Raw genomic sequence first — 22,390 nt, forward strand, 5'->3', positions numbered from 1 at the left:
CGGCAGCATTTGAACAGAGCTTGGGCAGCTGATGTTTTTCAGGGCAGAAGGCCGTTCCAGCTCGTCCCGAAGCGGGGAGCTTGCCGAGCGCCTGAATCGGCGCATCTATTGGCGCGGGACGGTTCGAACCTCGCTTTTTTCACCGCGCAGAATTCTTTTCGGCCAATTGCGCACAGTTCTTGCATTGCCTTCAGCGTTGTACTCAAATGGCAGGAAAACAAGGGAACGCGCCATTGGCATTTGATGAAATGTTGACTGCGGACAACAATCCGCGACCGCCATACAAGACCTATCACGAATGGTATGCCAGTCAGGACGCTGCGCACCTGATCCGCAAGACCCAGGATGCGGAAAACATATTCAGAAAGACAGGCATCACCTTCGCAGTCTACGGACACGCGGACAGTTCCGAAAAGCTCATCCCCTTCGACATCATCCCCCGCATCATTTCTGCCCGTGAATGGCGCAAGCTCGCGCAGGGCATCGAGCAGCGGGTCCTGGCGCTCAATGCCTTTCTCGACGACATCTACCACAAGCAGGAGATCATCAAGGCAGGCCGCATCCCCCGCGAGCTGATCGAGAGGAACGTCGCCTTCCTGCCGGAAATGATCGGCTTCAAGCCGCCCGGCGGCGTCTACACCCATATCGTCGGCACCGACATCGTGCGCACCGGCGAGGACCAGTTCTACGTGCTGGAGGATAATGCCCGCACGCCGTCCGGTGTTTCCTACATGCTGGAAAACCGGGAAACCATGATGCAGATGTTCCCGGAACTCTTCACGCTGAACAAGGTGCAGCGGGTCGAGGACTATCCGCGGCTGCTGCGCCAGTCGCTCGCCTCGCTCGCGCCTCCGGGCTGCAAGGGCAAGCCGCGCGTCGCGGTCCTGACGCCGGGCATCTTCAACTCGGCCTATTACGAACATTCGTTCCTTGCCGACCAGATGGGCGTGGAACTGGTCGAGGGCGCCGACCTGCGCGTCATCGACGGACGCGTCAAGATGCGCACGACACGCGGCTACGAGGCGATCGACGTGCTCTACCGCCGCGTCGACGACGACTTTCTCGATCCCCTCACCTTCCGGGCCGATTCGGCGCTCGGCATTCCAGGCATCATGGATGTCTACCGGGCCGGCAACATCACGATCGCCAATGCGCCCGGTACCGGCATTTCCGACGACAAGGCGATCTATTCCTACATGCCCGAGATCGTCGAGTTCTATACCGGCCGCAAGGCGCTGCTCGAAAACGTGCCGACCTGGCGCTGTTCGGAGCCGGACAGCCTGAAATACGTGCTGGAGCACATCGAGGAACTGGTCATCAAGGAAGTGCACGGGTCCGGCGGCTACGGCATGCTGGTCGGCCCGACGGCGACGAAGAAGGAACGCACCGAATTTGCCGAAAAGCTGGCGGCCAAGCCCGCCAATTACATCGCCCAGCCGACGCTGGCTTTGTCCACCGTGCCGATCTTCGTCAACAAGGGGATCGCGCCGCGCCACGTCGACCTGCGCCCCTATGTGCTCGTCTCCGACAAGGTGAAGATCATCCCCGGCGGCCTCACCCGCGTTGCCCTGAAACAGGGGTCGCTGGTGGTCAATTCCAGCCAGGGCGGCGGCACCAAGGACACCTGGGTACTGGAAGATTGAGGTCGTAGAGACATGCTCGGAAGAACTGCAAACGGCCTTTACTGGATGTTCCGCTATATCGAGCGGGCCGAGAATATCGCCCGCCTCGTCGATGCGGGCCTGCGCGTGTCGCTGACCCGCGCCGGCTCCTCCGACGAGGACTGGCACGGGGTACTGGAAAGCGCGGGCGTGCGCGAGGCCTATTCGGAAGTGCATGCCGAACTGACGGCCGCGGATGCGATCGACTACCTGCTGCGCGACACGTCCAACCCGTCCAGCGTCATGTCCTGCATCGAATGGGGCCGCAACAACGCCCGAATGGTGCGCACCGCGCTGACCCGCGAGACCTGGGAGGCAACCAACGAAGCCTGGCTCGACCTCAAGGCCCGGCTCGCCCGCAAGCTCAAGCCCGCCGACCTGCCGGAACTGATCGACGTCATCAAGCATCGCTGCGGCCTGATCCGCGGCGCCTTCCACGGCTCGATGCTGCGGAACGACCTCTACAATTTCTCGCGCATCGGCACCTTCATCGAACGCGCCGACAACACGAGCCGCATCCTCGACGTGAAATATTACGTGCTCCTGCCGGCCGTCAGCCAGGTGGGTTCGGCGCTCGACAATTTCCAATGGGAATCGATCCTGCGCTCGGTCTCGGCCCACCGTTCCTACGGCTGGGTCTATGACGGCGAGTACCAGTCCGCCAACATCGCCGACTTCCTGATCCTGAAAGTGCAGATGCCGCGGTCGCTGGCCTATTGCTACGAGAAGATCACCAGCAATCTGGACTATCTGGCGCAGACCTATGACGAGCGGCTGAAGGCCCACGAGACGGCGGCGGCGATCCGCTCGACGCTGAAGCGCGGCTCGATCTCCGACATCATGGACCAGGGGCTGCACGAATTCCTGGAGGATTTCGTCAGCCGCAACAACCAGCTCAGCGCCGAAATCACCGAAGGCTACCGCTTTTACCAGTAGGCCCAACAGGCACAGGATTTACCGCACATGCGGCTGAAGATCTCCCATACGACCGAATATCTCTACGACGAGCCGGTGCCCTATTCTCTGCAGCGCCTGAGGCTGACGCCGGTCGACGGGCCAGGCCAGAAGGTCATAAACTGGTCGATCACCGTCGACGGCGCCAAGATCGAGGCGGGTTACGCCGACCAGTTCGGCAACCGCGTCGAGCTGGTCTCGACCGAAGGTGCCGAGCACACGATCCGCATCACCGCATCCGGCGAAGTGGAGACGGAGGACCGCGCCGGCGTGTTTGGGCCGCACCAGGGCTTCTGCCCGCTCTGGCTGTTCCTGCGCGAAACGGCGCTCACCAAGCCCGGCAAGCTCGTCCGCGAACTCGCCAGGAGCCTGACGGGCGACAGCGAGCTTGCCAGGATGCATGCGCTGATGGAGACGATCCACGAGACCGTCGCCTATGTACCCGGTGCGACCGGCACCGAGACGACGGCCGAACAGGCGCTGGAGGCCCGGAGTGGCGTCTGCCAGGACCATGCGCATATCTTCCTTGCCGCAGCCCGCCTGCTCGACATCCCGGCGCGCTACATTTCCGGCTACCTGCTGATGGAAGGAACGACCGAACAGGCGGCGACCCATGCCTGGGCGGAAGTGTTTCTGCCGGGCCTTGGTTGGGTCGGCTTCGACGCTTCGAACAAGATCTGCCCGAACGACAGCTACGTGCGGGTCGCTTCCGGCCTCTGCTACCGCGACTGCGCCCCCGTCTCCGGCATCCGCCTCGGCCCGGCCGGCGAAAACCTCAAGGTGTCGCTGACGGTGGCCGCGGGACAGACGCAGAGCCAGAATGGGCAGGGGCAGAGCCAAACGCAGGCTTAGGGCCTTACGAACGGGCCGGCTTGGCTCCAAGAGAGGCCCGAAGCCACGCGCCGTCTAGCCGCCGCGTTGGAGGGGCCAAGCCACAAATCAGAAGTGGGCCGGATTGAAGAACCCCGGGGCCTCCGGCGGATCGGCCAAGCGCTTCTTGAAACATTCTGCGTGGGCGAACCAGACTTGCCATTTACCTGCGGACGTCTCAGCAGTAATCCGCAAGGGATCGGGCATCTCAGCTTGGATATTTTTGCCGCAGAAGCAGCAAGGCCCCCACTCAACGTTCGACTTTTCTGCCATTTGTCGCCTCCACTCGCAATTGTCTCTTTCGGATTATCCTCGTCCTGAATGAGCTGGTTGATCTACATTTGCTAGCCGATTTCGCAATCTTGCTCTGCGGTTTCATTTCCAACGTTCGCCGAGCCGCTCCACACCACTTCATCCGGTCTTTCTGACCACTTCTCTCCAAGGGGAGAAAGAAAACGTCGCAAGCCCGACACCACCTCCGCATGCTCTGATCCCGCTTCGAAAACGAGGATGGAGCATGCTGTTCGGGCAATCGGTCTTCCAGTCCGTGCTGACGCGGCTGAGACAGGAGCAAGGCGATGACGAGGCCGAAGAGGCCGGCACGGGCTTCCGCATCAAGGGGCTCGGCATGGGTTTCGTCGCGCCGACGGATGACGGTCCGGCGGTAGCCGCCGCCGGGACCGAAGCCTATTTCGCCTTCCTTCCAGACATCGCCGAAATCGAACTGGAGCGGGAGTATCCGGCGCCCGAGCCGGAGGAACCGCCGGCACCGGCCTTTCCCGCCCATCTGCTGCGCCTGACGACCGAGGAGATCGCGGAAGAGCTGGCCATCACCTCCGCCGATACCGAGGCGACGCTTGGCGAGAAACGCCGGCATTTCGCCAAAGCCAACCATCCCGACAGCGTCGCGCCGGAATTCCGGGAAAACGCCAATACCCGCATGAAAACCGCCAACCTGCTGATCGACACCGCGATCAAGGGATTGTTCTGGCGCTAGAGGAAAGCTCAGTCCTGCGAATCGTCGGCCGGCTTCTCGACCGGCGGCTTCCTCTTCTCGATGAACAGCTTGTAGGTGGCATAAGCCCCGGTGGCGCCGACGATGACGGCCCACAGAGGTTCGCCGGCGACCAGTTCGAATATCGCCCAGGCGGCGCACACGGCCGGAATCAGCACCCGGCGCCACAGCGGCTGGTAAAAGGGATGGTTCGGATCGATCATGGTCTCACTCCCGCCCTGTCGTCGCCACGTGTCATTCGCCGGCGGCCTGCATGTTCTGGCGTGATCCGATGATATCCTGGTCTACGATCGAAAATGCAAGGTTGAGATGCCCCTCGAACACCAGCGAGGGCTCGTCCGCCACGATGGCGAGTGTCGGCATGCCGCCGAGCCGCACCACATGCGTCTGCGCCAGCCCCTCCTCGATACCTGCCTGTAGCAGGTCCTGGTAACGCGTGCCGGGGCCGGTGATGAAGACCGGCATGGGACCATGCAGGCTGAGCAGCCGCGACAGGCCGAAACCAAGCGCCGCGCCGGCATGGCGGAAGGCAAGCTGCGCCATGCGGTTGCCCTGCCGGGCGCGGGTGGCGATCTTGTCGATCTCCGCCACCGGCACGAATTTCGCCGGGATCGTATCCATCGGCACCTCGAAGGCGGCGCGCAGAATGGCGTAGAAACCGGCATAGGCCTCGACGCAGCCCCGTGCGCCGCAACGACAAAGGCCGCCGTTCGGCATGTGCAGCATGTGCCCGAAATTCGGTGCCGAGATTTCCGGGACGCCCGCAGGCGCCCTGCGTGCGATCCCGAGCCCGATGCTGTGGCCGAGCGAGAGCGCGGCCAGAACCGGCTCGCCACCGCCTTCGGTCTTGGCCTGCCGCTCGAGCAGCGCGCCGGCCACCAGCAGCGTCTCGTTGTTGAGGATGACCTTGGCCTGCCAGCCGTCTTTCAGCGCCGCTGCGAAATCGACCGGCTGCGAACCGAAGACCGGCGACCAGACGAGCACCGGTTCTGTCGGATGCGCCAGTCCCTTGCTGCTGACCGAAACGAGCAGCACGCTGCCGCGATCTATCCGGGAACGCTCCGCGACCCGTATCAGTGCCGCCGAGATGGCGGCGAGGAAGGCAGCCGTACCGCCCTCCCCGCGCGGTTCTGTGAACCGGTCGAGCAGCGTCCCGGCATAATCGACCAGCGAATACTGGATGCTGTCCGACGAGATGATGACGGTGATCAGATAGCCGCAATTGCGCCGCTGGCTGAACAGGACGCGCGGCCGGCCGCGGCCGACGGTCGCCTGCTGCTCGCTCTTTTCGATGATGCGGGCGCGTTCCAGATCGGCGGTGATCGACGAGATCGTGGCCGACGCCAGCCCCGTCGCATCGGAGATTTCCGTATGCGCGAGCCGGCCATGGCGACGCAGCGCAGACAGCACGAGCGCGCTGTTCTGCTGCCGGACCAGTTCCGTGCTCGATTTCGCCAGCATTCCGCTTGCCGCCTCCCTCACTCCGTCTGTCGATACGGCAGTGCCTTGTCCTCCACAAGAGCCGATTGACAGCATCCGGAATCTCTGACATCTAATTTCTCGACTGTCGAGAAAAAAGCTTCGACGCTTTTTCAGGCAGGTTATCTGGCGGGGGGAGAGCACGGAGGCTAAGGCCCATCCGCCGTCACTCGGGAGGACATTATGAGATCATTCGTCAAGCTGATGGCCGGCGCGGCCATCCTCGTTTCCATGCACACCGCCACCATGGCGGCCAATCTCGTCGTCGGCGTTTCCTGGTCGAACTTCCAGGAAGAGCGTTGGAAGACCGACGAAGCCGCCATCAAGAAGGCACTCGAAGCTGCCGGCGCCAAGTATATTTCCGCTGATGCCCAGTCGTCCGCCGCAAAGCAGCTCACCGACGTCGAGTCGCTGATCTCGCAGGGCGCCAACGCCCTGATCGTTCTGGCGCAGGATTCGAGCGCCATCGGCCCGGCCGTCGAAAAGGCAACCGCCGAAGGCATCCCGGTCGTCGGTTACGACCGCCTGATCGAGAACCCGGCCGCCTTCTACATCACCTTCGACAACAAGGAAGTCGGCCGCCTGCAGGCGCAGGGCGTCTTCAAGGCGAAGCCTGAAGGCAACTACGTCTTCATCAAGGGCTCCTCTTCCGATCCGAACGCCGACTTCCTGTTCGCCGGCCAGATGGAAGTGCTGAAGGCCGCGATCGACGGCGGCAAGATCAAGAATGTCGGCGAAGCCTATACCGACGGCTGGAAGCCGGAAAACGCCCAGAAGAACATGGAACAGTTCCTGACCAAGAACAACAACAAGGTCGATGCTGTAGTGGCTTCCAATGACGGCACCGCCGGCGGCGCGATCGCTGCCCTCGACGCCCAGGGCCTTGCCGGTTCCGTTCCGGTTTCCGGCCAGGACGCCGACAAGGCTGCCCTGAACCGCGTCGCGCTCGGCACCCAGACGGTTTCCGTCTGGAAGGACTCGCGCGAGCTCGGCAAGAACGCCGCTGAAATCGCTCTGGCCCTTGCCGGCGGCAAGAAGCTGACCGAGATCAAGGGCGTCCAGACCTTCGAAGGCGGTCCGAAGAAGGTGAAGATGCAGTCGGTCTTCCTCAAGCCGCAGGCGATCACCAAGGACAACCTGAACGTCGTCATCGAGGCCGGCTGGATCAGCAAGGCTGAAGCCTGCCAGGGCGTCAAGGCCGGCGCAGTGGCTGCCTGCAAGTAAAGCATGGCTCTGCGCAGACGATAAACTCACCGACGCCGCAGCACTTCTGCCGCGGCGTCGGTTTTCGGCGTAAGATGGCGCGGCCGCATAGAAGGCACCCCCGGCGGGTGACCCGGCGGCTGAACGTCACGGAGGCGCGATCCGGCTCGATCCTTTGAGAGCCGCGGCGCCTCGTTAAAAGTGGGGAACGGCGAAACATGGCCGAGACGATGCAATCCACAACCAATTCCAAGACATCGGCAGCGACGGGACAGGCGGACGGCAATTTCGTCGCCCGTTTCTTTCGCGCCACCGAGATCGACACGCGCATGCTCGGCATGATCGGCGCGCTGCTGATCATCTGGGTCGGGTTCCACATCCTGACGGGCGGCCTCTTCCTGACGCCGCGCAACCTGTGGAACCTTTCGGTGCAGACCGCCTCGGTCGCCGTCATGGCGACCGGCATGGTGCTCGTCATCGTCACCCGCAACATCGACCTTTCGGTCGGTTCGATCCTAGGCTTCACCGGCATGATCATGGGGGTCCTGCAGTCGCGACTTCTGCCCGAACTGCTCGGCTTCGATCATCCGGCGATCTGGATCATCGCGCTCGCCGGCGGCCTGATCGTCGGCGCGCTGATCGGCACGCTGCACGGCGTCATCATCGCCTTCCTCGGCGTGCCGTCCTTCATCGTCACGCTCGGCGGCCTGCTGATCTGGCGCGGCGCCACCTGGTTCGTGACGAGCGGCCAGACGGTCGCGCCGATGGATGTCAACTTCCGCCTGATGGGCGGCGGCACTGAAGGCTCGATCGGCGCCACCTGGAGCTGGATCGTCGGCGGCATCGCCTGTCTCGCCATCATCGCGGCGATCATCAACGCCCGCCGCCAGCGCAAGCGCTTCTCCTTCCCGCGCCGGCCGGTCTGGGCGGAATACGTGCTGGTCGCGCTCGGCTGCATCATCGTGCTCGGCGCGGTCTCGATCGCCAACGACTATTACTGGCCGATCAACATCGCCCGCCGCTATGCCGAGGCGAACAATATCGCCTGGCCGGAAGGCGGGCTGCTGATCTCGCAGGGTATCGCCATACCCGTGCTGATGGCGATCGCCGTCGGCATCGTCATGACCTTCATCGCCACCCGCCTGCGCTTCGGCCGTTATGTCTTTGCGATCGGCGGCAATCCGGAAGCAGCCGAACTCGCCGGCATCAAGACCCGCTGGGTGACGGTCAAGATCTTCGCGCTGATGGGCATGCTCTGCGCCATCGCCGCGGCGATCTCCACCGCCCGCCTCAACGCCGCGACCAATGCGCAAGGGGAACTCGACGAGCTCTATACGATCGCCGCGGCGGTCATCGGCGGCACATCGCTTGCCGGCGGCATGGGGTCGATCGCCGGCGCCATGCTCGGCGCACTCGTCATGCAGTCGCTTCAGTCCGGCATGGTGCTGCTCGGCATCGATTCGCCGTTCCAGCGCATCGTCGTCGGCATGGTGCTCGTCACGGCCGTCTGGCTCGACACCGTCTATCGTTCTCGCGCCAAATAACAGGAGTTTTCATCGTGACGGAACAAACCACTCCGCTCGTGGAAATGAAGAACATTTCCATCTCCTTCGGCGGGATCCACGCTGTCGAGAATGCCTCGGTCGATCTTTTCCCCGGCGAGGTCGTGGCTCTGCTCGGCCATAACGGCGCCGGCAAGTCGACGCTGATCAAGATCCTGTCGGGCGCCTACAAGCGCGACAACGGCGACATCATGATCAACGGCGAGACCGCCGATATCCGCAACCCGCGCGACGCCAAGAAATACGGCATCGAGACGATCTACCAGACGCTCGCCGTCGCCGACAACGTCGATGCCGCCGCCAATCTCTATCTCGGCCGCGAACTGCAGACCAAGTGGGGCACGCTCGACGACGTTGCCATGGAGGCCAGCGCCCGCGAGGTGATGGGTCGCCTGAACCCCAACTTCAAGCGATTCAAGGAGCCGGTGAAGGCGCTGTCCGGCGGCCAGCGGCAATCGGTGGCGATCGCCCGCGCCATCCTGTTCGACGCCCGCATCCTGATCATGGACGAGCCGACGGCAGCGCTCGGACCGCAGGAGACGGCGCAGGTCGGCGACCTGATCAAGCAGCTGAAGCGCGAAGGCATCGGCATCTTCCTGATCAGCCACGACATCCACGACGTCTTCGACCTCGCGGACCGTGTCTTCGTGATGAAGAACGGCAAGGTGGTCGGCCATGCCCGCACCGAAGACGTCACCAAGGACGAGGTGCTCGGCATGATCATCCTCGGCAAGGTGCCTCCGGGCGCCACGCCCGGCCCCGGCGCCATGAAGGTCGTGTGACCGCAAAATTGCGCCCGCCCTTCGAAGCCCGCCGCTGACGAAGGGGGCCGCAGCGGCGGAACCGGGGCTCTCCCCGGTTCCGCCTTCCGCTTTCCAGGCTGCCGGCAACGGCATGTTTCGCAGAGGCGCCGCACCTCGGAACTCCTGTCTTCCCCCGACGTTGGTTTCCTGAACCGAAACGTCGAAGGAGCGGATATGGCTGAAGACCGGACTGCACAGGAAACCATCGAGCACACGGAAAAGCCGGTAAAGACATCCAACCATCCCCCGGCCGGGCCACACGCCAAGGAGCATCTGATCGACCGGGAGAAAACGCCCGGCGCCGGCTCGCTTGCCGAGCCGGATGCCAAAGAGGTGGACGCCGGGTCGGAATAACCGGCGAGCCTCTTGCATAGGCGCTTGAAAACGACTGAGGCCCCAGTCTGCGACGCCGTGGCGCTTGCCCGCCCAGGCATCGATCGGTAACACCGTTCGGAACAATCGGGAAAAGCGGGCCGGACGGCATGGCGGACGAAACCATCACACTTTACGAGGCGATCGGCGACGCGACGGTGCGGGCGCTGGTCAAGCGCTTTTACGAACTGATGGACACGCTGCCGGAGGCCGCCCATTGCCGCGCCGTCCATCCGCCGAGCCTGGAGGGCAGCGAAGCCAAACTCTACGACTATCTCACCGGTTATCTCGGCGGCCCGCCGGTCTATGTGGAAAAGCATGGCCATCCTCGGCTGCGCTCGCGCCATTTCGGCGCGGCGATCGGTCCTCTCGAGCGTGACGAATGGATGCTCTGCTTCCGTCTCGCCATGGAAGAGACGATCGAAAATCCGAAACTGCGCGAAATCATCTGGCCGCCGATCGAGCGGCTGGCCTTCCACATGCAGAACAAGGAATAGGCCGTTGGAAAGACTCCATAAACTGAGGCCGTTGATTCTGTTTGTGAGCGGCCTCATGGGGGCGGCCGGCGTCGCGCTCGCAGCAGCAGCAAGCCATGGCGGCGACACCACGTTCCTTGGATCCGCCTCGACCATGTGCCTGGCGCATGCACCGGTTCTGCTGGGCCTCTATATCGGCCACCGGTATTTTCGCACCGCGACGCTTGCCGCGCTGGTGCTCGGTCTCGGCACGATCATCTTCGCCGGCGATCTGCTGGCCCGCCATTATCTCGGCGACAGGCTGTTCCCGATGGCCGCGCCGCTCGGCGGAACGGGGATGATGCTGGGTTGGCTGGTGATGGCTGTAGGGGCGTTTTTCAGGGTGCCGGAGGCTTAAGAGGCACTTCTGGCCTTCGGACCCTCTCTCTCGAGGATTGGCCAAGGAATCGCATGAGGGCGAGCGGCCGCGTGGAGCCCCTTCCCCTTGTGGGGAGGGTTCGAACCGCCGCGCCCGCTCATATCCCATGTTTGATGGCTTGGTCCTGCAGCGAAATGACCGGACGGGACTTGGCCTACCGCCTGAAGGCCAGCACCCGGGCGCTCTCGCCCTTGGCAACATCCGCCAAAGCGGCCTTTGGAGATTTCGGCAGCACCACTACATTGGTCATATCCGCAGCCGCTTCGGCCCGAGCGGTCAGCAGCGCGTAAAGCTCCGGCACCAGCCCGTCGCCATTCTGTTCGGCAAGCTTGTGCAGGCCGATGAAAAGGCTGGTGTCACGACGTTCTTCGTTCATCATTGCGTTCCTTCATGGTCTGGAGCGCCCGCTCCAGACTGGATTTGGAGCCGTTGCGAAGCGGCACGAAGGCGACGCCGAACTTCTTGCAGCCGGTCTTCACCCTCAGGCACGCGTCGTGGCTGATACAGTCGATGGGGCAGAAGACGCAGTCGACCGACGGCAGAACCGTGTCGATACGGGAGACCGCCTCGCGAAGTCCGCCGTCGTGGTGGATCAGTTCGGCGCCGAAATTGCTGGCGATCTCCCTCAGGTGCGCCACCTGACAGTCACGGCCGCCGACATAGAGAAAGCTGCGGACATCGGTCACGCCTGGTCCCCGCGTTTCGGAGCCACGCGTTTCCACACCTTTCGCCTCTGCGCCGGAATTGCCGTTCTTGTTCTTCTGCTTCTTGGCCATATGCCCTCGCCGCCGATTCTGCTTACGCTTCGGTTCCTCGATGGCCGGCACCATATTAAAGTTGATTTTCAGAGTAAAGATTAAAAGTGGACTCTTTTCATCATGATATATCGGGGCCCCTGACAAGGGGCGCCATTTCCAAAATTTTACCGTTTGATAAATTTTTCTGCTGTGGTACCTTTTTCCCAATAGTTGTCCATGAATCCATAAAAGAGGGAACTTAGGATGGAACGACTGGGAAACGGTCCAAAGGCCGGGATCGAGGCTGGCCGCCTCACCGCTGCCGACTATCAGGCGAACTTCGCCGATCTGCACCCGCGTCTCGACAGGCATGAGGCGCTGGTCGAATCCGATCGCTGTTATTTCTGCTACGACGCGCCGTGCATGACGGCCTGTCCCACCTCCATCGATATCCCGCTGTTCATCCGGCAGATATCGACGGGCAATCCGCTGGGTTCGGCAAAGACCATCTTCGACCAGAACATTCTGGGCGGCATGTGCGCCCGCGTCTGTCCCACCGAAACGCTCTGCGAACAGGCCTGCGTGCGCAACACGGCAGAGGACAAGCCGGTCGAGATCGGCAAGCTGCAGCGGTATTCCACCGACATCGCCATGGAACAGGGCCGGCAGTTCTATAGCCGCAAGGCCCCGAGCGCAAAGACGGTCGCGATCGTCGGCGCCGGCCCGGCCGGTCTTGCCGCCGCGCATCGGCTCGCCATGCGCGGCCATTCGGTCACCATCCTCGAAGCCCGCGAAAAGGCCGGCGGCCTCAACGAATACGGCATCGCCACCTACAAGGCCGTCGACGATTTCGCCGCCCGCGAGGTGGATTACGTCACCGCGATCGGCGGCATCGAGATCGTCAACGGCCAGGCGCTCGGCCGGGATTTCTCCCTCTCCGACCTGACGGCGAAATACGACGCCGTCTTCCTCGGCATGGGCTTGGCCGGCGTCAACGGCCTCGGTATCGAGGGCGAAAGCCTGACCGGCGTCGAGGACGCGGTGGATTTCATCGCCGCCCTTCGCCAGGCAAAGGACAAGAGCGTGCTTCCGATCGGCCGGCGCGTCGTCGTGCTCGGCGGCGGCATGACCGCGATCGACGCGGCGATCCAGTCGAAGCTGCTCGGCGCCGAGGAGGTGACGATCTGCTACCGCCGCGGCAAGGACAACATGAACGCCTCGCCCTACGAACAGGATCTGGCGACCGCCAACGGCGTCATCATCCGCCACTGGCTGGCGCCGAAATCGATCATCGGCAAGGACGGCCCCAATGGCGCTCATGTCGCCGGCATCGAGGTGGAATATACCGCGATCCGCGACGGCAAGCTGATCGGCACCGGCGAGACCGGCGTGATCGCCGCCGACCAGATCTTCAAGGCGATCGGCCAGACTTTTTCCGCCTCGGGCCTCGGCGCGCTGCAGTTCGAGAAGGGCAAGATCGTCGTGGACGGAGAAGGCCGCACCTCGATCGAAGGCGTCTGGGCCGGCGGCGACTGCATCGGGTCAGGCGAGGACCTGACCGTTTCGGCCGTCGCGCAGGGGCGCGACGCCGCGGAAAGCATCGCAAGAGCCCTGGCCGCCGCTGCGCAGCCGGCAACCGCAGTCGCTTGAGGGGAGAACGATCATGGCTGATATCCGCAACAATTTCGTCGGCATCAAATCCCCCAACCCGTTCTGGCTGGCATCCGCGCCGCCGACCGACAAGGCCTACAATGTCGAGCGCGCCTTCAAGGCGGGCTGGGGCGGCGTGGTCTGGAAGACGCTCGGCGAGGAAGGCCCACCGGTCGTTAACGTCAACGGCCCGCGTTACGGCGCCATCTGGGGTGCCGACCGCCGCCTGCTGGGCTTGAACAATATCGAGCTGATCACCGACCGCGACCTCTACACCAACCTTCGCGAAATGAAGGAAGTGAAGAAGAACTGGCCGGACCGGGCGGTTATTGCATCCATCATGGTTCCCTGCGAGGAACAGGCCTGGAAGGCGATCCTGCCGCTGGTGGAAGAGACCGAAGTCGACGGCATCGAACTTAACTTCGGCTGTCCCCACGGCATGTCCGAACGCGGCATGGGCTCCGCGGTCGGCCAGGTGCCGGAATATATCGAGATGGTGGTGCGCTGGTGCAAGCAATACACCCGCATGCCCGTCATCACCAAGCTGACGCCCAATATCACCGATATCCGCAAGCCCGCCCGTGCCGCCAAGGCCGGCGGCACGGATGCCGTGTCGCTGATCAACACGATCAACTCGATCGTCTCCGTCGATCTCGACAGCTTCTCGCCCAATCCGTCGGTCGGCGGCAAGGGCAGCCATGGCGGTTATTGCGGCCCGGCGGTCAAGCCGATCGCGCTCAACATGGTCGCCGAGATCGCCCGTGATCGGGAAACCTACGGCCTGCCGATCTCCGGCATCGGCGGCATCACCACCTGGCGCGATGCGGCCGAATTCCTGGCGCTCGGGGCCGGCAACGTGCAGGTCTGCACCGCGGCGATGACCTATGGCTTCAAGATCGTCCAGGAGATGATCACCGGCCTGTCCGACTGGATGGACGAAAAGGGCCACCGGACGCTCGACGACGTCATCTGTCGCGCGGTGCCCAACGTCACCGACTGGCAGTACCTGAACCTCAACTACATCGCCAAGGCACATATCGACCAGGATGCCTGCATCAAATGCGGACGCTGCCACATCGCCTGCGAGGATACCTCGCACCAGGCGATCACCTCGATGGTCGACGGCGTGCGCCATTTCGAGGTGATGGAAGAGGAATGCGTCGGCTGCAATCTCTGCGTCAACGTCTGCCCGGTCGAAAACTGCATCACCATGGAAGCTCTGCCAGCCGGCGAACTCGACCGGCGCACCGGCAAGGTGGTGGACCCGACCTACGCCAACTGGACCCAGCACCCGAACAACCCGATGGCAAGACAAGCCGCGGAATAACTGATGGGGCGGCGCAAGCCGCCCTTATTCGTTTTCAAAAGGTTCACGCCGCTTCGGCAAACTGGTCCCAGGCACGCAGCGCGTCGGCGCCATACATCAGGGCCGGGCCGCCGCCCATGTAGACGCTCATCGCCACCACGTCGGCGATCTCCTGGCGCGTCGCGCCGAGGCCGTGCAGCGCCTTGGCGTGGAAACCGATGCAGCCGTCGCAGCGCTGGGTGATGCCGATCGCCAGCGCGATCAGCTCCTTGGTCTTCTTGTCCAGCGCCCCGTCGGCGCCCGCCCCTTTCGAAAGGGCATTGAACCCCTGCATGGCTTCGGGCGCCAGTTTGCGCATCTCGGCGGCATAGGCGGAAATGTCCCGGGTGATCTCGCGATAGTCTTTCGTCACTGCGGCCTCCTTCGGCTTTACAATTCATATTTTTATGATATAAAGAAAATATGAATTGTAAAGGGGCTCCGATGGACCTGACCGACGAAATGCCCGCGAAGGCGGAGGAAGTGGCGAACTTCCTCAAGGGACTGGCCAATTCCCACCGGCTGCTGGTGCTCTGCGCGCTGGCGGAAGGCGAGCGCAACGTGGCGCAACTGATCGAGGCGACCGGCATTGCGCCGACCTCGATGTCGCAGCATCTCGCCAAGCTGAAGGAGGAAGGGATCGTCGATTTCCGGCGCGACCACCGCACGCTTTTCTATTTCATCGCCCATCCCGCCGTCGGCGAGGTGATGGGCGTCCTTTACCAGCACTTCTGCAAGGCGAAATGAGATGATGACAGAAACCACACGAACCGTATCCGCAACCCGCGCCGCCGAATGGCTGGCCGCCGGCGATGCGATCCTGATCGACGTGCGCGAGCCGGACGAGTTCCGGGCCGAGCACGTCGCCGCAGCCGCTTCGCTTCCGCTGCAATCGGTGGCGGGCCTGCCCCGGACGCTGACGATCCCGCCGGACACAAAGATCGTCGTGCATTGCCTGAAGGGCGCGCGCGGCGAGCAGGCCTGCCTAACGCTGGCCGATATCCTGCCCGGCCGTGAGATCTACAATCTCGAGGGCGGGATCATTGCCTGGAAACAGGCCGGGCTGCCCGTCGTCGGCACGGCAGCCGGCGCGGGCGCGCCGTCGATCTTCCGCCAGGTGCAGATGATCGTCGGCACTCTCGTTCTTTTGTGCGTGGTCCTTGGCTTCCTCGGGCTTACCTATGCCTTTGCGCTGGCCGGCCTGTTCGGTTTCATGCTGGCCTTCGCCGGCATAAGCGGCTGGTGCGGCCTCGCCCTGCTGCTGCAGCGCATGCCCTGGAACCGGACGGCTTAACGGGCTCCGGGGAGCCGGGTGCCTCCCGGCATTTTCGCTCTGGCATTCCGGATCAGGAAGGCCATGCGGTCGCGCGCGAGGGCGGCGTTGTCCAGCTTGAGGTGCTCGCTGAACTCCACGGAACCGTGTTCCGGCGTCTGCAAAAGGCAATGGTAGTGCATGCCGCCCTCGCCGTCGCTTTCCGCGTCGATCGTCGGAGCCGGCAGGCGGTCGGGATCGATGCGCTCCTCGTCATGGGTCCAGAGCCAGCGGCGAATGACGATCCAGTTGCCATCGCTCCCCTGCCGCACGGAGACGATCGGCCGGGAAAGCGCTCCGAACGCCAGCCAGCCGCCGAGGCCCCAGAAGAAGGAAATGATGAGGGCCCGGAACGGTTCCTGGACGATGCCGCCGTTGCGGAAGAACGCCCAGGTCATCAACACGAGAATGGCGAACCAGGCGGCGATGAAAAGCCAGCCGTACATCGGCCGCAGGTTCCTAAAAAGCAGTCTCTCCATGGCTCTTGCCTCCAAAGACTTCTTTCGGTGCGGAGACTATAGCACATTCCAAAATACCCGGCGATATTTTCGGAACGGTCCCTCGATTTCGGCAGGAGGATGAGCTAGGAGGCGGTGTTGCCATTCGCAACGCTCCAAACCTGAGGAGGCTACCATGTCACGCAAGCTCTTCGACGACGTGAGCTTTTGAGGTCACGTCCAAGCGACGCAAGTCCTATCCATCCGAAACACGGGTCAAGACCGGCACGCAATTCGTGCGCGGCGATGTCGAGCTGATCGAAAAGCTCGGCCGCAACGACCCCTGCCCCTGCGGTTCGCGGAGGCGGTTTCAAGAACTGCTGCCTGGAATCCGGCCGGTATGACGGCATCCACCGGGATTATTACTTTTAGGGATCGCGATTGACGACCGAGGCCCGGAAGCACCGGCCCGCCGGTGGACCGGCTGCTGAAAACAAAGAGGCCCGGCGGGTGCCGGGCCTTCTTCGTCTCGCATGGAAACGTGATTAGTTCGGGCGGTTTGCGCCGTCGAAATAGTCGCCGCTGTTGACGCCTGCCTGGATATCGGCCTTCCGGGCGTCTGCCTTCTGGCCGATGCTGCCGGTCTGGACCTGGTCGACGGCGGCGGAAGCCTTGGAGGCGCCTTCGTAGTAATCGCCTTCGGCGAGAGCAGCGGATGCAAAGGAAGCCGAAGCGATGAGGGCTGCGGCGATAGCGGAAGAGATCCTGGTCATGATGGTAGTCCTTTCAGAGTGTTCCGCGGCTTCAAGTTTGCGACCTTGCCTACGGATGATTGTTTCGGTGTCTTGAATGAGATGCTTAGTTCGGGCGGTTTGCGCCGTCGAAATAGTCGCCGCTGTTGACGTCGGCCTGGATGTTGGCCTTCCGGGCGTCTGCCGTCTGGCCGATGCTGCCGGTGCTGGTGCGATCGACGGCGGCCGAAGCGGCGGGAGCGTTCTTCTGGATGCCCTGGTAATAGTCGCCTTCGGCGAGAGCGGCTGAACCGAACGAAGCCGAAGCAATCAGGGCTGCGGCGATAGCGGAAGAAATTCTGGTCATTGTCTTGTTCCTTGCATGTGTCGGAGCCGAGTTTTCTCGAAGCCCCTCTCTTTCGTGTCTGATCTTGTTCTTCGAAGCTCGTTGCCGCGCTTCTGATGGTGAAGATGGTGCAAGATCGTCCCCGCCGATAGACAGCAAGTTGCGGACGTTGCGTTCAATAAAAATGAACGAGTTAAATTTTTTCGTTCACAGAAATGCGAGCAGGTGTTTACCGGCGGCGTGCCCGGCCTCTCGATCATCGACCCTCGTCCGCAGGCTCGTTCAGGAGGTCGAGCATGGCGCGCAACGCCCGTGTGACATGGCGCTCGCCGTGAAAAAGCGCCGAGAACTGCCGGAGCGGCATCGGGAAATCGGCAACGTGGAGCCGCCCGGAAAAGGAATGGGATGAAGCGGCGCGGCTTGAAATCACCGTGGCGCTCAGGCCCGCCTCGACCGCCGCCATCGCCGCCTCGTTCGACGGCATTTCCAGCACGACGGACAGCGATTGCGGCTCGATGCCGAGATTGGTGAGCTGCGCCTCGAAGGCCGACCGCGTGCCGGAACCCTGTTCGCGCATGATCCAGTTGGTTTCAAGCAGATCGCTGGAGCGGATTTTTCGCCCGTCCGCCCAGGGGTGACGGCTGCCGACCACCAGCACCAGCCGGTCCTCCGCCACCTTGCGGCGCTTCAGACCGGCAAGAAAAACCTCCCCCTCGACGACCGCGAGTTCCGCCGCTCCGGTCAGCACCGCCTCGGCAGCGCTCTGGGTATTGCCGACTGTCAGCCTGACATCAACGCGCGGAAACCGCTCGTGATAGCTGACCAGCCGGGCCGGCAGCCAATAGCTCGCCACTGTCTGGCTGGCATGGACACGCAGGATGCCCGAGGCCGAGCCGCCGAGGTCCGCAAGCACATGTTCGGCCGTCTGCGCCCGCTCCAGCACCGCGCGGGCCTCCGGCACGAAGAGCTTTCCCGCCTCCGTCAGTTCGATCCGTCGTCCGACCCGGTTGAACAGGATCACCGCATGGCGCGCCTCCAGCGCCGAGATCGCCGCGCTCACCGCCGATTGCGTCAGGCTCAACGTTTCGGCGGCGCGCGTCACATGTTCGCGGGCGGCGACTTCCAGGAAAATTCGGAGCTGATCGAGGGTCATCGTCCAAAACCATTCGCTTTTAGCGAACGATATCAGAAAACTTATCGATTGGATTTATGTTTTTTCAAAAGAGAGAATGATTTTCGACAATTTCAGAGACTCGCGGAAAAATCATGAAGCCGATCCAGCCGACTGCGGAACAGCGCCCCCTCCTTTCCTCGCCCCATTGGCCGGCTGTCGTCCGGTTTCTCCCCGGACTTCTGCTGACCGCCGCAATTGCCACGGCTTCCCTCACCGTCCGCAATCTGACCGGATGGATGGCGCTGAGCCCGCTCATCCTGTCGATCGTTTTCGGCATGCTGATCCGCAACGCCATGCCGGTTCCGGCGGCGGTCGAACCCGGCATCGGCTTTTCCCTGAAGCGCATCCTGCGTTTCGGCATCGTCCTGCTCGGCCTGCAGGTGACGGCAGGCCAGATCCTTTCGCTCGGCGGCGCCGGCCTTGCCATGGTGGCGCTGACGCTCGCGACGACCTTTGTGGCGATCCGCGTGGTCGGACGGGCAATGGGCGTCGACAGTTCGCTGACCGACCTGATCGCCGCCGGCACTTCGGTCTGTGGCGCCTCGGCCGTCATCGCCGCCAATACGGTGGTGCGCGGCAAGCAGGAGCACGTCGCCTACGCAGTCGCCTGCGTGACGCTGTTCGGGTCGCTTTCGATGCTCGCCTACCCGCTGCTCGCCGCCCCGCTCGGACTCGATGCGCGCGGTTATGGCCTTTGGACCGGCTCGACCATCCACGAAGTGGCGCAGGTGGTGGCCGCCGCCTTCCAGGGCGGCGATGTCGCCGGCCAGTTCGGCACCATTTCCAAACTCGCCCGGGTCGTCATGCTGGCGCCGCTGATCATGACGCTGGCGCTCGCCATGCGCTCCGGCGCGGAAGGCCCTTCCAAGGCCTCGGCACCGATGCCGTGGTTCGTGCTCGGTTTTATCGGGATGATGCTGGTCAACAGCGCGGTCGCCATTCCGGCTGGGGTGAGCCAGACGCTGGTGACCGTGACGAGCTTCCTGCTCTCCATGGCGCTCGCGGCCATGGGCCTGCAGACAGACATCCGTAAACTGAAGGCGGAAGGCTGGCGGCCGCTCGCGCTCGGCGCCTTCGGCTGGCTGTTCATCGCGGTTTTCGGTTACGCGATGCTGAAGCTGTTCGCGTTCTGAGGAAAAACAGATCGAAGAAACAGGGGCCGCGTCAGCAATGGCGCGGCCTTTTCGTCATCCATGGGATCAGCAGGGTTTGGACGGATCGTTCTTCGGCTCGCCATCCCGTACGGCCTCGTCGTGATACCAGCAACTGGTATCCACGATACTCAAGGCAACATCCTGTATCCCGGTCGGTACCGTCCGGCCATCTTCCAGCCGCCGCCTCGGACGGACCGGGAACTGATAGATGGTTGCCGACTCACGATGGATGTGAAGTGTCATCCTATCGTCTCCTACCTTCAAAAGTGCATTCAAATACCCACAGAGCACAAATCTGCACATTTTTTGTGCTAATTGCACTATTTTATATCATTTCCGCGACTCGCGCTAGGCGCTAATTTAGCGGCAGCGAGGCTCCAACGATCGATTTTGCTCGCAGGGACCTCCGCCGCAGAAACGTATGCCAACCGACCCCGGTTCCGGACGATTGTCACGAAGCCGTCAAAACCCGCGGATTTCATGAGGGTGTCCTCATTTACGCCAGGGCATACTCTCTTTCGGAGGCCAACGGAAAACCGCCATTCACACTTTTTTAACCGAAAATCGTCACCCGGGGCCAAACTGGCACGGGAAATGCGTTCTCTCAGGTACCCCGGAGGCGCGGTATCGTCGCGATGCCGCTTCCTCAGGATGACTCAACCATGAACGTCACGGCCTGAGAGATAAAATATGACCAAGTATAAGCTCGAGTACATCTGGCTCGATGGGTACACCCCGGTACCGAACCTGCGCGGCAAGACGCAGATCAAGGAATTCGACACCTTCCCGACGCTCGAGCAGCTGCCGCTGTGGGGCTTCGACGGCTCGTCGACCATGCAGGCCGAAGGCCGCTCGTCCGATTGCGTGCTGAAGCCGGTTGCGCTTTATCCCGATCCGGCCCGTACCAACGGTGCGCTGGTCATGTGCGAAGTCATGATGCCGGACGGCGTCACGCCGCACGCTTCGAACGCCCGCGCCACCATTCTCGACGACGAGGATGCTTGGTTCGGCTTCGAGCAGGAATATTTCTTCTACCAGAACGGCCGCCCGCTCGGCTTCCCGGAGAGCGGTTACCCGGCTCCGCAGGGTCCGTATTACACCGGCGTCGGTTACTCGAACGTTGGTGACGTCGCCCGCGAAATCGTCGAAGAACATCTCGATCTTTGCCTCGCCGCCGGCATCAACCACGAAGGCATCAATGCCGAAGTGGCCAAGGGCCAGTGGGAATTCCAGATTTTCGGCAAGGGCTCCAAGAAGGCCGCCGACCAGATCTGGATGGCACGCTACCTCCTGCAGCGCCTGACTGAAAAATACGGCATCGACATCGAATATCACTGCAAGCCGCTCGGCGACACCGACTGGAACGGCTCGGGCATGCACTGCAACTTCTCGACCAAGTACATGCGCGAAGTCGGCGGCAAGGACTATTTCGAAGCGCTCATGGCCGCCTTCGACAAGAACCTGATGGACCACATCAACGTCTACGGCCCGGACAACGACAAGCGCCTGACCGGCAAGCACGAGACCGCTCCGTGGAACAAGTTCTCCTACGGCGTTGCCGACCGCGGTGCTTCGATCCGCGTGCCGCATTCGTTCATCAAGAACGACTACAAGGGTTATCTGGAAGACCGCCGCCCGAACTCCCAGGGCGACCCCTACCAGATCGCCTCCCAGGTTCTGAAGACGATCGCCGAAGTCCCGACCAACAAGGCTTCCGCTGCCGCCTGATAAAGGCCGGCTATCGACAAGCAGGAAACGCCGGCCTCAGCGCCGGCGTTTTTCGTTTCCGGTTCTCGTATGAAGGTCAGCTCTGGCGCGCCCGCAACCCGTCGATGAAAAGCTGTTCCAGAAACCGCGCCGCATCCTCGAAACGGCCTTCGCCCGCATAATTCTGGCCGAGCACGGCCCGCACCTGCACGTCGAAGTCGGCATAATGCTGGGTCGTCGACCAGATCGAGAAGATCAGGTGATAGGGATCGCATTTGGCGATCTTGCCGGAGCGCGCCCAGGTGCGGATCACCTCCGCCTTTTCATCGACCAGCGCTTTCAGCGGGCCTTTCAGCTCGTCCTCGATATGCGGCGCACCCTGCAGCACTTCATTGGCGAACAGCCTGCTCTCGCGCGGGAAATCGCGCGCCATCTCGAGCTTGCGGCGGATATAGGAGCGGATCTCCGATTCCGGATTGCCCTCCGCATCGAAGGCCCTCAACGGCTCCAGCCAGGTGAACAGGACCCGATCGATCAGCTGGCGGTGGATCGCCTCCTTGGTGCGGAAATAATAGAGGAGATTCGGTTTCGACATGCCCGCCGCCTCGGCGATCTGGTCGATCGTGGCGCCGCGAAAACCGTTTTGCGAAAACACGTCGAGCGCCGCTTCGAGGATGCGCTCCTCCTTCTCCTCCTGGATGCGCGTGCGTCTTTGCGTCTTCGCCGCCCTCGGGATGGCCATGCCTGTCCTTGCCCTCTTTCGCGCCCACCCGGAGCTTTAGAAATTCCTCTGGATTTTTCGTGATTTTCGTCTTGAGTGGCGCGGCGGAAATAGTAATGTTTTACCAAGCGGTCAAATTATCGGCGACAAGCGGAATAAACGCAATGCCGATCTTCGCATGTATCGTTCGGGATGCGCGAGGTGGCCGATGGGAACCAAAAGCATGCCGCCGGCAACGGGCGGACCTGGAAAGGCGAGGACAT

The 22,390-nt window shown here is 62.7% G+C and carries 29 protein-coding genes; 17 read left to right on the top strand and 12 right to left on the bottom strand.

Annotated features, from left to right (window positions below; translation table 11 throughout):
* Positions 1 to 233: 233 nt before the first annotated feature.
* From J2X76_RS09415 to J2X76_RS09425, 3 genes are read left to right on the top strand one after another with little or no spacing between them, the layout of a single operon-like run.
* Positions 234 to 1,643, top strand: a complete 1,410-nt coding sequence (locus tag J2X76_RS09415) for a circularly permuted type 2 ATP-grasp protein (RefSeq protein ID WP_113126618.1) — start codon at positions 234 to 236, stop codon at positions 1,641 to 1,643.
* Positions 1,644 to 1,655: 12 nt separating this feature from the next.
* Positions 1,656 to 2,597, top strand: a complete 942-nt coding sequence (locus J2X76_RS09420) for an alpha-E domain-containing protein (protein WP_113126617.1) — start codon at positions 1,656 to 1,658, stop codon at positions 2,595 to 2,597.
* A gap of 27 nt (positions 2,598 to 2,624) precedes the next feature.
* Positions 2,625 to 3,467: a transglutaminase family protein gene (locus tag J2X76_RS09425; protein ID WP_113286426.1), complete on the top strand. Its 843-nt coding sequence runs from the start codon at positions 2,625 to 2,627 to the stop codon at positions 3,465 to 3,467.
* Positions 3,468 to 3,554: 87 nt separating this feature from the next.
* Here the strand turns inward: J2X76_RS09425 and J2X76_RS09430 are convergent, their stop codons facing one another.
* A complete protein-coding gene (locus J2X76_RS09430; protein ID WP_113126615.1) occupies positions 3,555 to 3,758 on the bottom strand; it encodes a hypothetical protein in 204 nt (67 codons plus the stop codon).
* Between the two features lie 244 nt (positions 3,759 to 4,002).
* On the opposite strand from J2X76_RS09430, the gene J2X76_RS09435 reads away from it, so the two are divergent.
* The gene (locus J2X76_RS09435) at positions 4,003 to 4,482 is read left to right on the top strand and encodes a hypothetical protein (RefSeq protein WP_113126614.1); all 480 of its coding nucleotides are present in this window, start codon (positions 4,003 to 4,005) and stop codon (positions 4,480 to 4,482) included.
* Between the two features lie 8 nt (positions 4,483 to 4,490).
* Here the strand turns inward: J2X76_RS09435 and J2X76_RS09440 are convergent, their stop codons facing one another.
* Both J2X76_RS09440 and J2X76_RS09445 read right to left on the bottom strand, forming a co-directional pair.
* Entirely contained in the window at positions 4,491 to 4,703 is a 213-nt protein-coding gene (locus tag J2X76_RS09440; protein WP_113126613.1) for a DUF3329 domain-containing protein, read from the bottom strand.
* A gap of 31 nt (positions 4,704 to 4,734) precedes the next feature.
* Positions 4,735 to 5,961 (bottom strand): ROK family transcriptional regulator, encoded by a 1,227-nt coding sequence (locus tag J2X76_RS09445; RefSeq protein WP_113286424.1) that lies wholly within the window; start codon positions 5,959 to 5,961, stop codon positions 4,735 to 4,737.
* A gap of 201 nt (positions 5,962 to 6,162) precedes the next feature.
* Here J2X76_RS09445 and xylF point away from each other — a divergent pair, with 201 nt between their 5' ends.
* From xylF to J2X76_RS09475, 6 genes are all read left to right on the top strand, one after another.
* Entirely contained in the window at positions 6,163 to 7,203 is a 1,041-nt protein-coding gene (gene xylF / locus J2X76_RS09450; RefSeq protein ID WP_113286423.1) for a D-xylose ABC transporter substrate-binding protein, read from the top strand.
* Positions 7,204 to 7,400: 197 nt separating this feature from the next.
* A complete protein-coding gene (locus tag J2X76_RS09455; protein ID WP_113126610.1) occupies positions 7,401 to 8,726 on the top strand; it encodes a sugar ABC transporter permease in 1,326 nt (441 codons plus the stop codon).
* A 14-nt stretch (positions 8,727 to 8,740) separates the two neighbouring features.
* Positions 8,741 to 9,526, top strand: a complete 786-nt coding sequence (locus J2X76_RS09460) for an ATP-binding cassette domain-containing protein (protein ID WP_046635213.1) — start codon at positions 8,741 to 8,743, stop codon at positions 9,524 to 9,526.
* 195 nt (positions 9,527 to 9,721) lie between these two features.
* Positions 9,722 to 9,901: a hypothetical protein gene (locus J2X76_RS09465; RefSeq protein WP_113286422.1), complete on the top strand. Its 180-nt coding sequence runs from the start codon at positions 9,722 to 9,724 to the stop codon at positions 9,899 to 9,901.
* 128 nt (positions 9,902 to 10,029) lie between these two features.
* Positions 10,030 to 10,416 carry a group II truncated hemoglobin gene (locus tag J2X76_RS09470; protein ID WP_310215299.1) on the top strand — a complete coding sequence of 129 codons (387 nt, stop codon included), beginning with the start codon at positions 10,030 to 10,032 and terminating at the stop codon, positions 10,414 to 10,416.
* A gap of 55 nt (positions 10,417 to 10,471) precedes the next feature.
* Positions 10,472 to 10,792 (top strand): DUF423 domain-containing protein, encoded by a 321-nt coding sequence (locus J2X76_RS09475; RefSeq protein ID WP_113126756.1) that lies wholly within the window; start codon positions 10,472 to 10,474, stop codon positions 10,790 to 10,792.
* Between the two features lie 175 nt (positions 10,793 to 10,967).
* Here the strand turns inward: J2X76_RS09475 and J2X76_RS09480 are convergent, their stop codons facing one another.
* Both J2X76_RS09480 and J2X76_RS09485 read right to left on the bottom strand, forming a co-directional pair.
* Complete coding sequence (locus J2X76_RS09480; protein WP_113126607.1) at positions 10,968 to 11,189, bottom strand: hypothetical protein; 222 nt, start codon at positions 11,187 to 11,189, stop codon at positions 10,968 to 10,970.
* A complete protein-coding gene (locus J2X76_RS09485) occupies positions 11,170 to 11,589 on the bottom strand; it encodes a DUF2325 domain-containing protein (RefSeq protein ID WP_113126755.1) in 420 nt (139 codons plus the stop codon). The genes J2X76_RS09480 and J2X76_RS09485 overlap by 20 nt, the downstream gene beginning before the upstream one ends.
* A 225-nt stretch (positions 11,590 to 11,814) precedes the next feature.
* On the opposite strand from J2X76_RS09485, the gene J2X76_RS09490 reads away from it, so the two are divergent.
* Both J2X76_RS09490 and preA read left to right on the top strand, forming a co-directional pair.
* Positions 11,815 to 13,200, top strand: coding sequence for an NAD(P)-dependent oxidoreductase (locus J2X76_RS09490; protein WP_310215304.1), 1,386 nt, complete (start codon positions 11,815 to 11,817; stop codon positions 13,198 to 13,200).
* Between the two features lie 13 nt (positions 13,201 to 13,213).
* Positions 13,214 to 14,527, top strand: coding sequence for an NAD-dependent dihydropyrimidine dehydrogenase subunit PreA (gene preA, locus J2X76_RS09495; RefSeq protein ID WP_113126605.1), 1,314 nt, complete (start codon positions 13,214 to 13,216; stop codon positions 14,525 to 14,527).
* A 43-nt stretch (positions 14,528 to 14,570) separates the two neighbouring features.
* On the opposite strand, the gene J2X76_RS09500 is transcribed toward preA, so the two are convergent.
* On the bottom strand, positions 14,571 to 14,918 hold the full coding sequence (locus J2X76_RS09500; protein WP_310215307.1) for a carboxymuconolactone decarboxylase family protein: 348 nt from the start codon (positions 14,916 to 14,918) through the stop codon (positions 14,571 to 14,573).
* A 71-nt stretch (positions 14,919 to 14,989) separates the two neighbouring features.
* Between J2X76_RS09500 and J2X76_RS09505 the strand changes: the two genes are divergently transcribed.
* Both J2X76_RS09505 and J2X76_RS09510 read left to right on the top strand, forming a co-directional pair.
* On the top strand, positions 14,990 to 15,292 hold the full coding sequence (locus J2X76_RS09505) for a metalloregulator ArsR/SmtB family transcription factor (protein ID WP_310215309.1): 303 nt from the start codon (positions 14,990 to 14,992) through the stop codon (positions 15,290 to 15,292).
* Between the two features lies 1 nt (position 15,293).
* Entirely contained in the window at positions 15,294 to 15,839 is a 546-nt protein-coding gene (locus tag J2X76_RS09510; RefSeq protein WP_310215311.1) for a rhodanese-like domain-containing protein, read from the top strand.
* Here the strand turns inward: J2X76_RS09510 and J2X76_RS09515 are convergent.
* A complete protein-coding gene (locus tag J2X76_RS09515) occupies positions 15,836 to 16,336 on the bottom strand; it encodes a hypothetical protein (RefSeq protein ID WP_310215313.1) in 501 nt (166 codons plus the stop codon). The genes J2X76_RS09510 and J2X76_RS09515 overlap by 4 nt on opposite strands.
* 254 nt (positions 16,337 to 16,590) lie before the next feature.
* Here J2X76_RS09515 and J2X76_RS09520 point away from each other — a divergent pair, with 254 nt between their 5' ends.
* Entirely contained in the window at positions 16,591 to 16,698 is a 108-nt protein-coding gene (locus J2X76_RS09520; RefSeq protein ID WP_245277221.1) for an SEC-C metal-binding domain-containing protein, read from the top strand.
* Between the two features lie 141 nt (positions 16,699 to 16,839).
* Here the strand turns inward: J2X76_RS09520 and J2X76_RS09525 are convergent, their stop codons facing one another.
* The 3 genes from J2X76_RS09525 to J2X76_RS09535 all read right to left on the bottom strand — a co-directional run bounded on the left by J2X76_RS09525 (position 16,840) and on the right by J2X76_RS09535 (position 18,524).
* Complete coding sequence (locus tag J2X76_RS09525; protein WP_113126601.1) at positions 16,840 to 17,067, bottom strand: hypothetical protein; 228 nt, start codon at positions 17,065 to 17,067, stop codon at positions 16,840 to 16,842.
* An 85-nt stretch (positions 17,068 to 17,152) separates the two neighbouring features.
* On the bottom strand, positions 17,153 to 17,392 hold the full coding sequence (locus J2X76_RS09530) for a DUF680 domain-containing protein (protein ID WP_113126600.1): 240 nt from the start codon (positions 17,390 to 17,392) through the stop codon (positions 17,153 to 17,155).
* A gap of 235 nt (positions 17,393 to 17,627) precedes the next feature.
* Positions 17,628 to 18,524: a LysR substrate-binding domain-containing protein gene (locus tag J2X76_RS09535; protein WP_310215320.1), complete on the bottom strand. Its 897-nt coding sequence runs from the start codon at positions 18,522 to 18,524 to the stop codon at positions 17,628 to 17,630.
* Between the two features lie 113 nt (positions 18,525 to 18,637).
* On the opposite strand from J2X76_RS09535, the gene J2X76_RS09540 reads away from it, so the two are divergent.
* On the top strand, positions 18,638 to 19,678 hold the full coding sequence (locus J2X76_RS09540) for a YeiH family protein (protein WP_310215321.1): 1,041 nt from the start codon (positions 18,638 to 18,640) through the stop codon (positions 19,676 to 19,678).
* Positions 19,679 to 19,744: 66 nt separating this feature from the next.
* On the opposite strand, the gene J2X76_RS09545 is transcribed toward J2X76_RS09540, so the two are convergent.
* Entirely contained in the window at positions 19,745 to 19,942 is a 198-nt protein-coding gene (locus J2X76_RS09545) for a DUF2735 domain-containing protein (RefSeq protein WP_113126753.1), read from the bottom strand.
* Between the two features lie 447 nt (positions 19,943 to 20,389).
* Between J2X76_RS09545 and J2X76_RS09550 the strand changes: the two genes are divergently transcribed.
* Complete coding sequence (locus tag J2X76_RS09550) at positions 20,390 to 21,427, top strand: glutamine synthetase beta-grasp domain-containing protein (protein WP_007773845.1); 1,038 nt, start codon at positions 20,390 to 20,392, stop codon at positions 21,425 to 21,427.
* 76 nt (positions 21,428 to 21,503) lie between these two features.
* Here J2X76_RS09550 and rutR read toward each other — a convergent pair whose 3' ends face one another.
* Positions 21,504 to 22,148, bottom strand: coding sequence for an HTH-type transcriptional regulator RutR (gene rutR / locus J2X76_RS09555; RefSeq protein ID WP_113126597.1), 645 nt, complete (start codon positions 22,146 to 22,148; stop codon positions 21,504 to 21,506).
* Positions 22,149 to 22,390 lie beyond the last annotated feature (242 nt).

The sequence above is a fragment of the Neorhizobium sp. 2083 genome (assembly GCF_031455615.1).
Lineage (GTDB): Bacteria > Pseudomonadota > Alphaproteobacteria > Rhizobiales > Rhizobiaceae > Neorhizobium.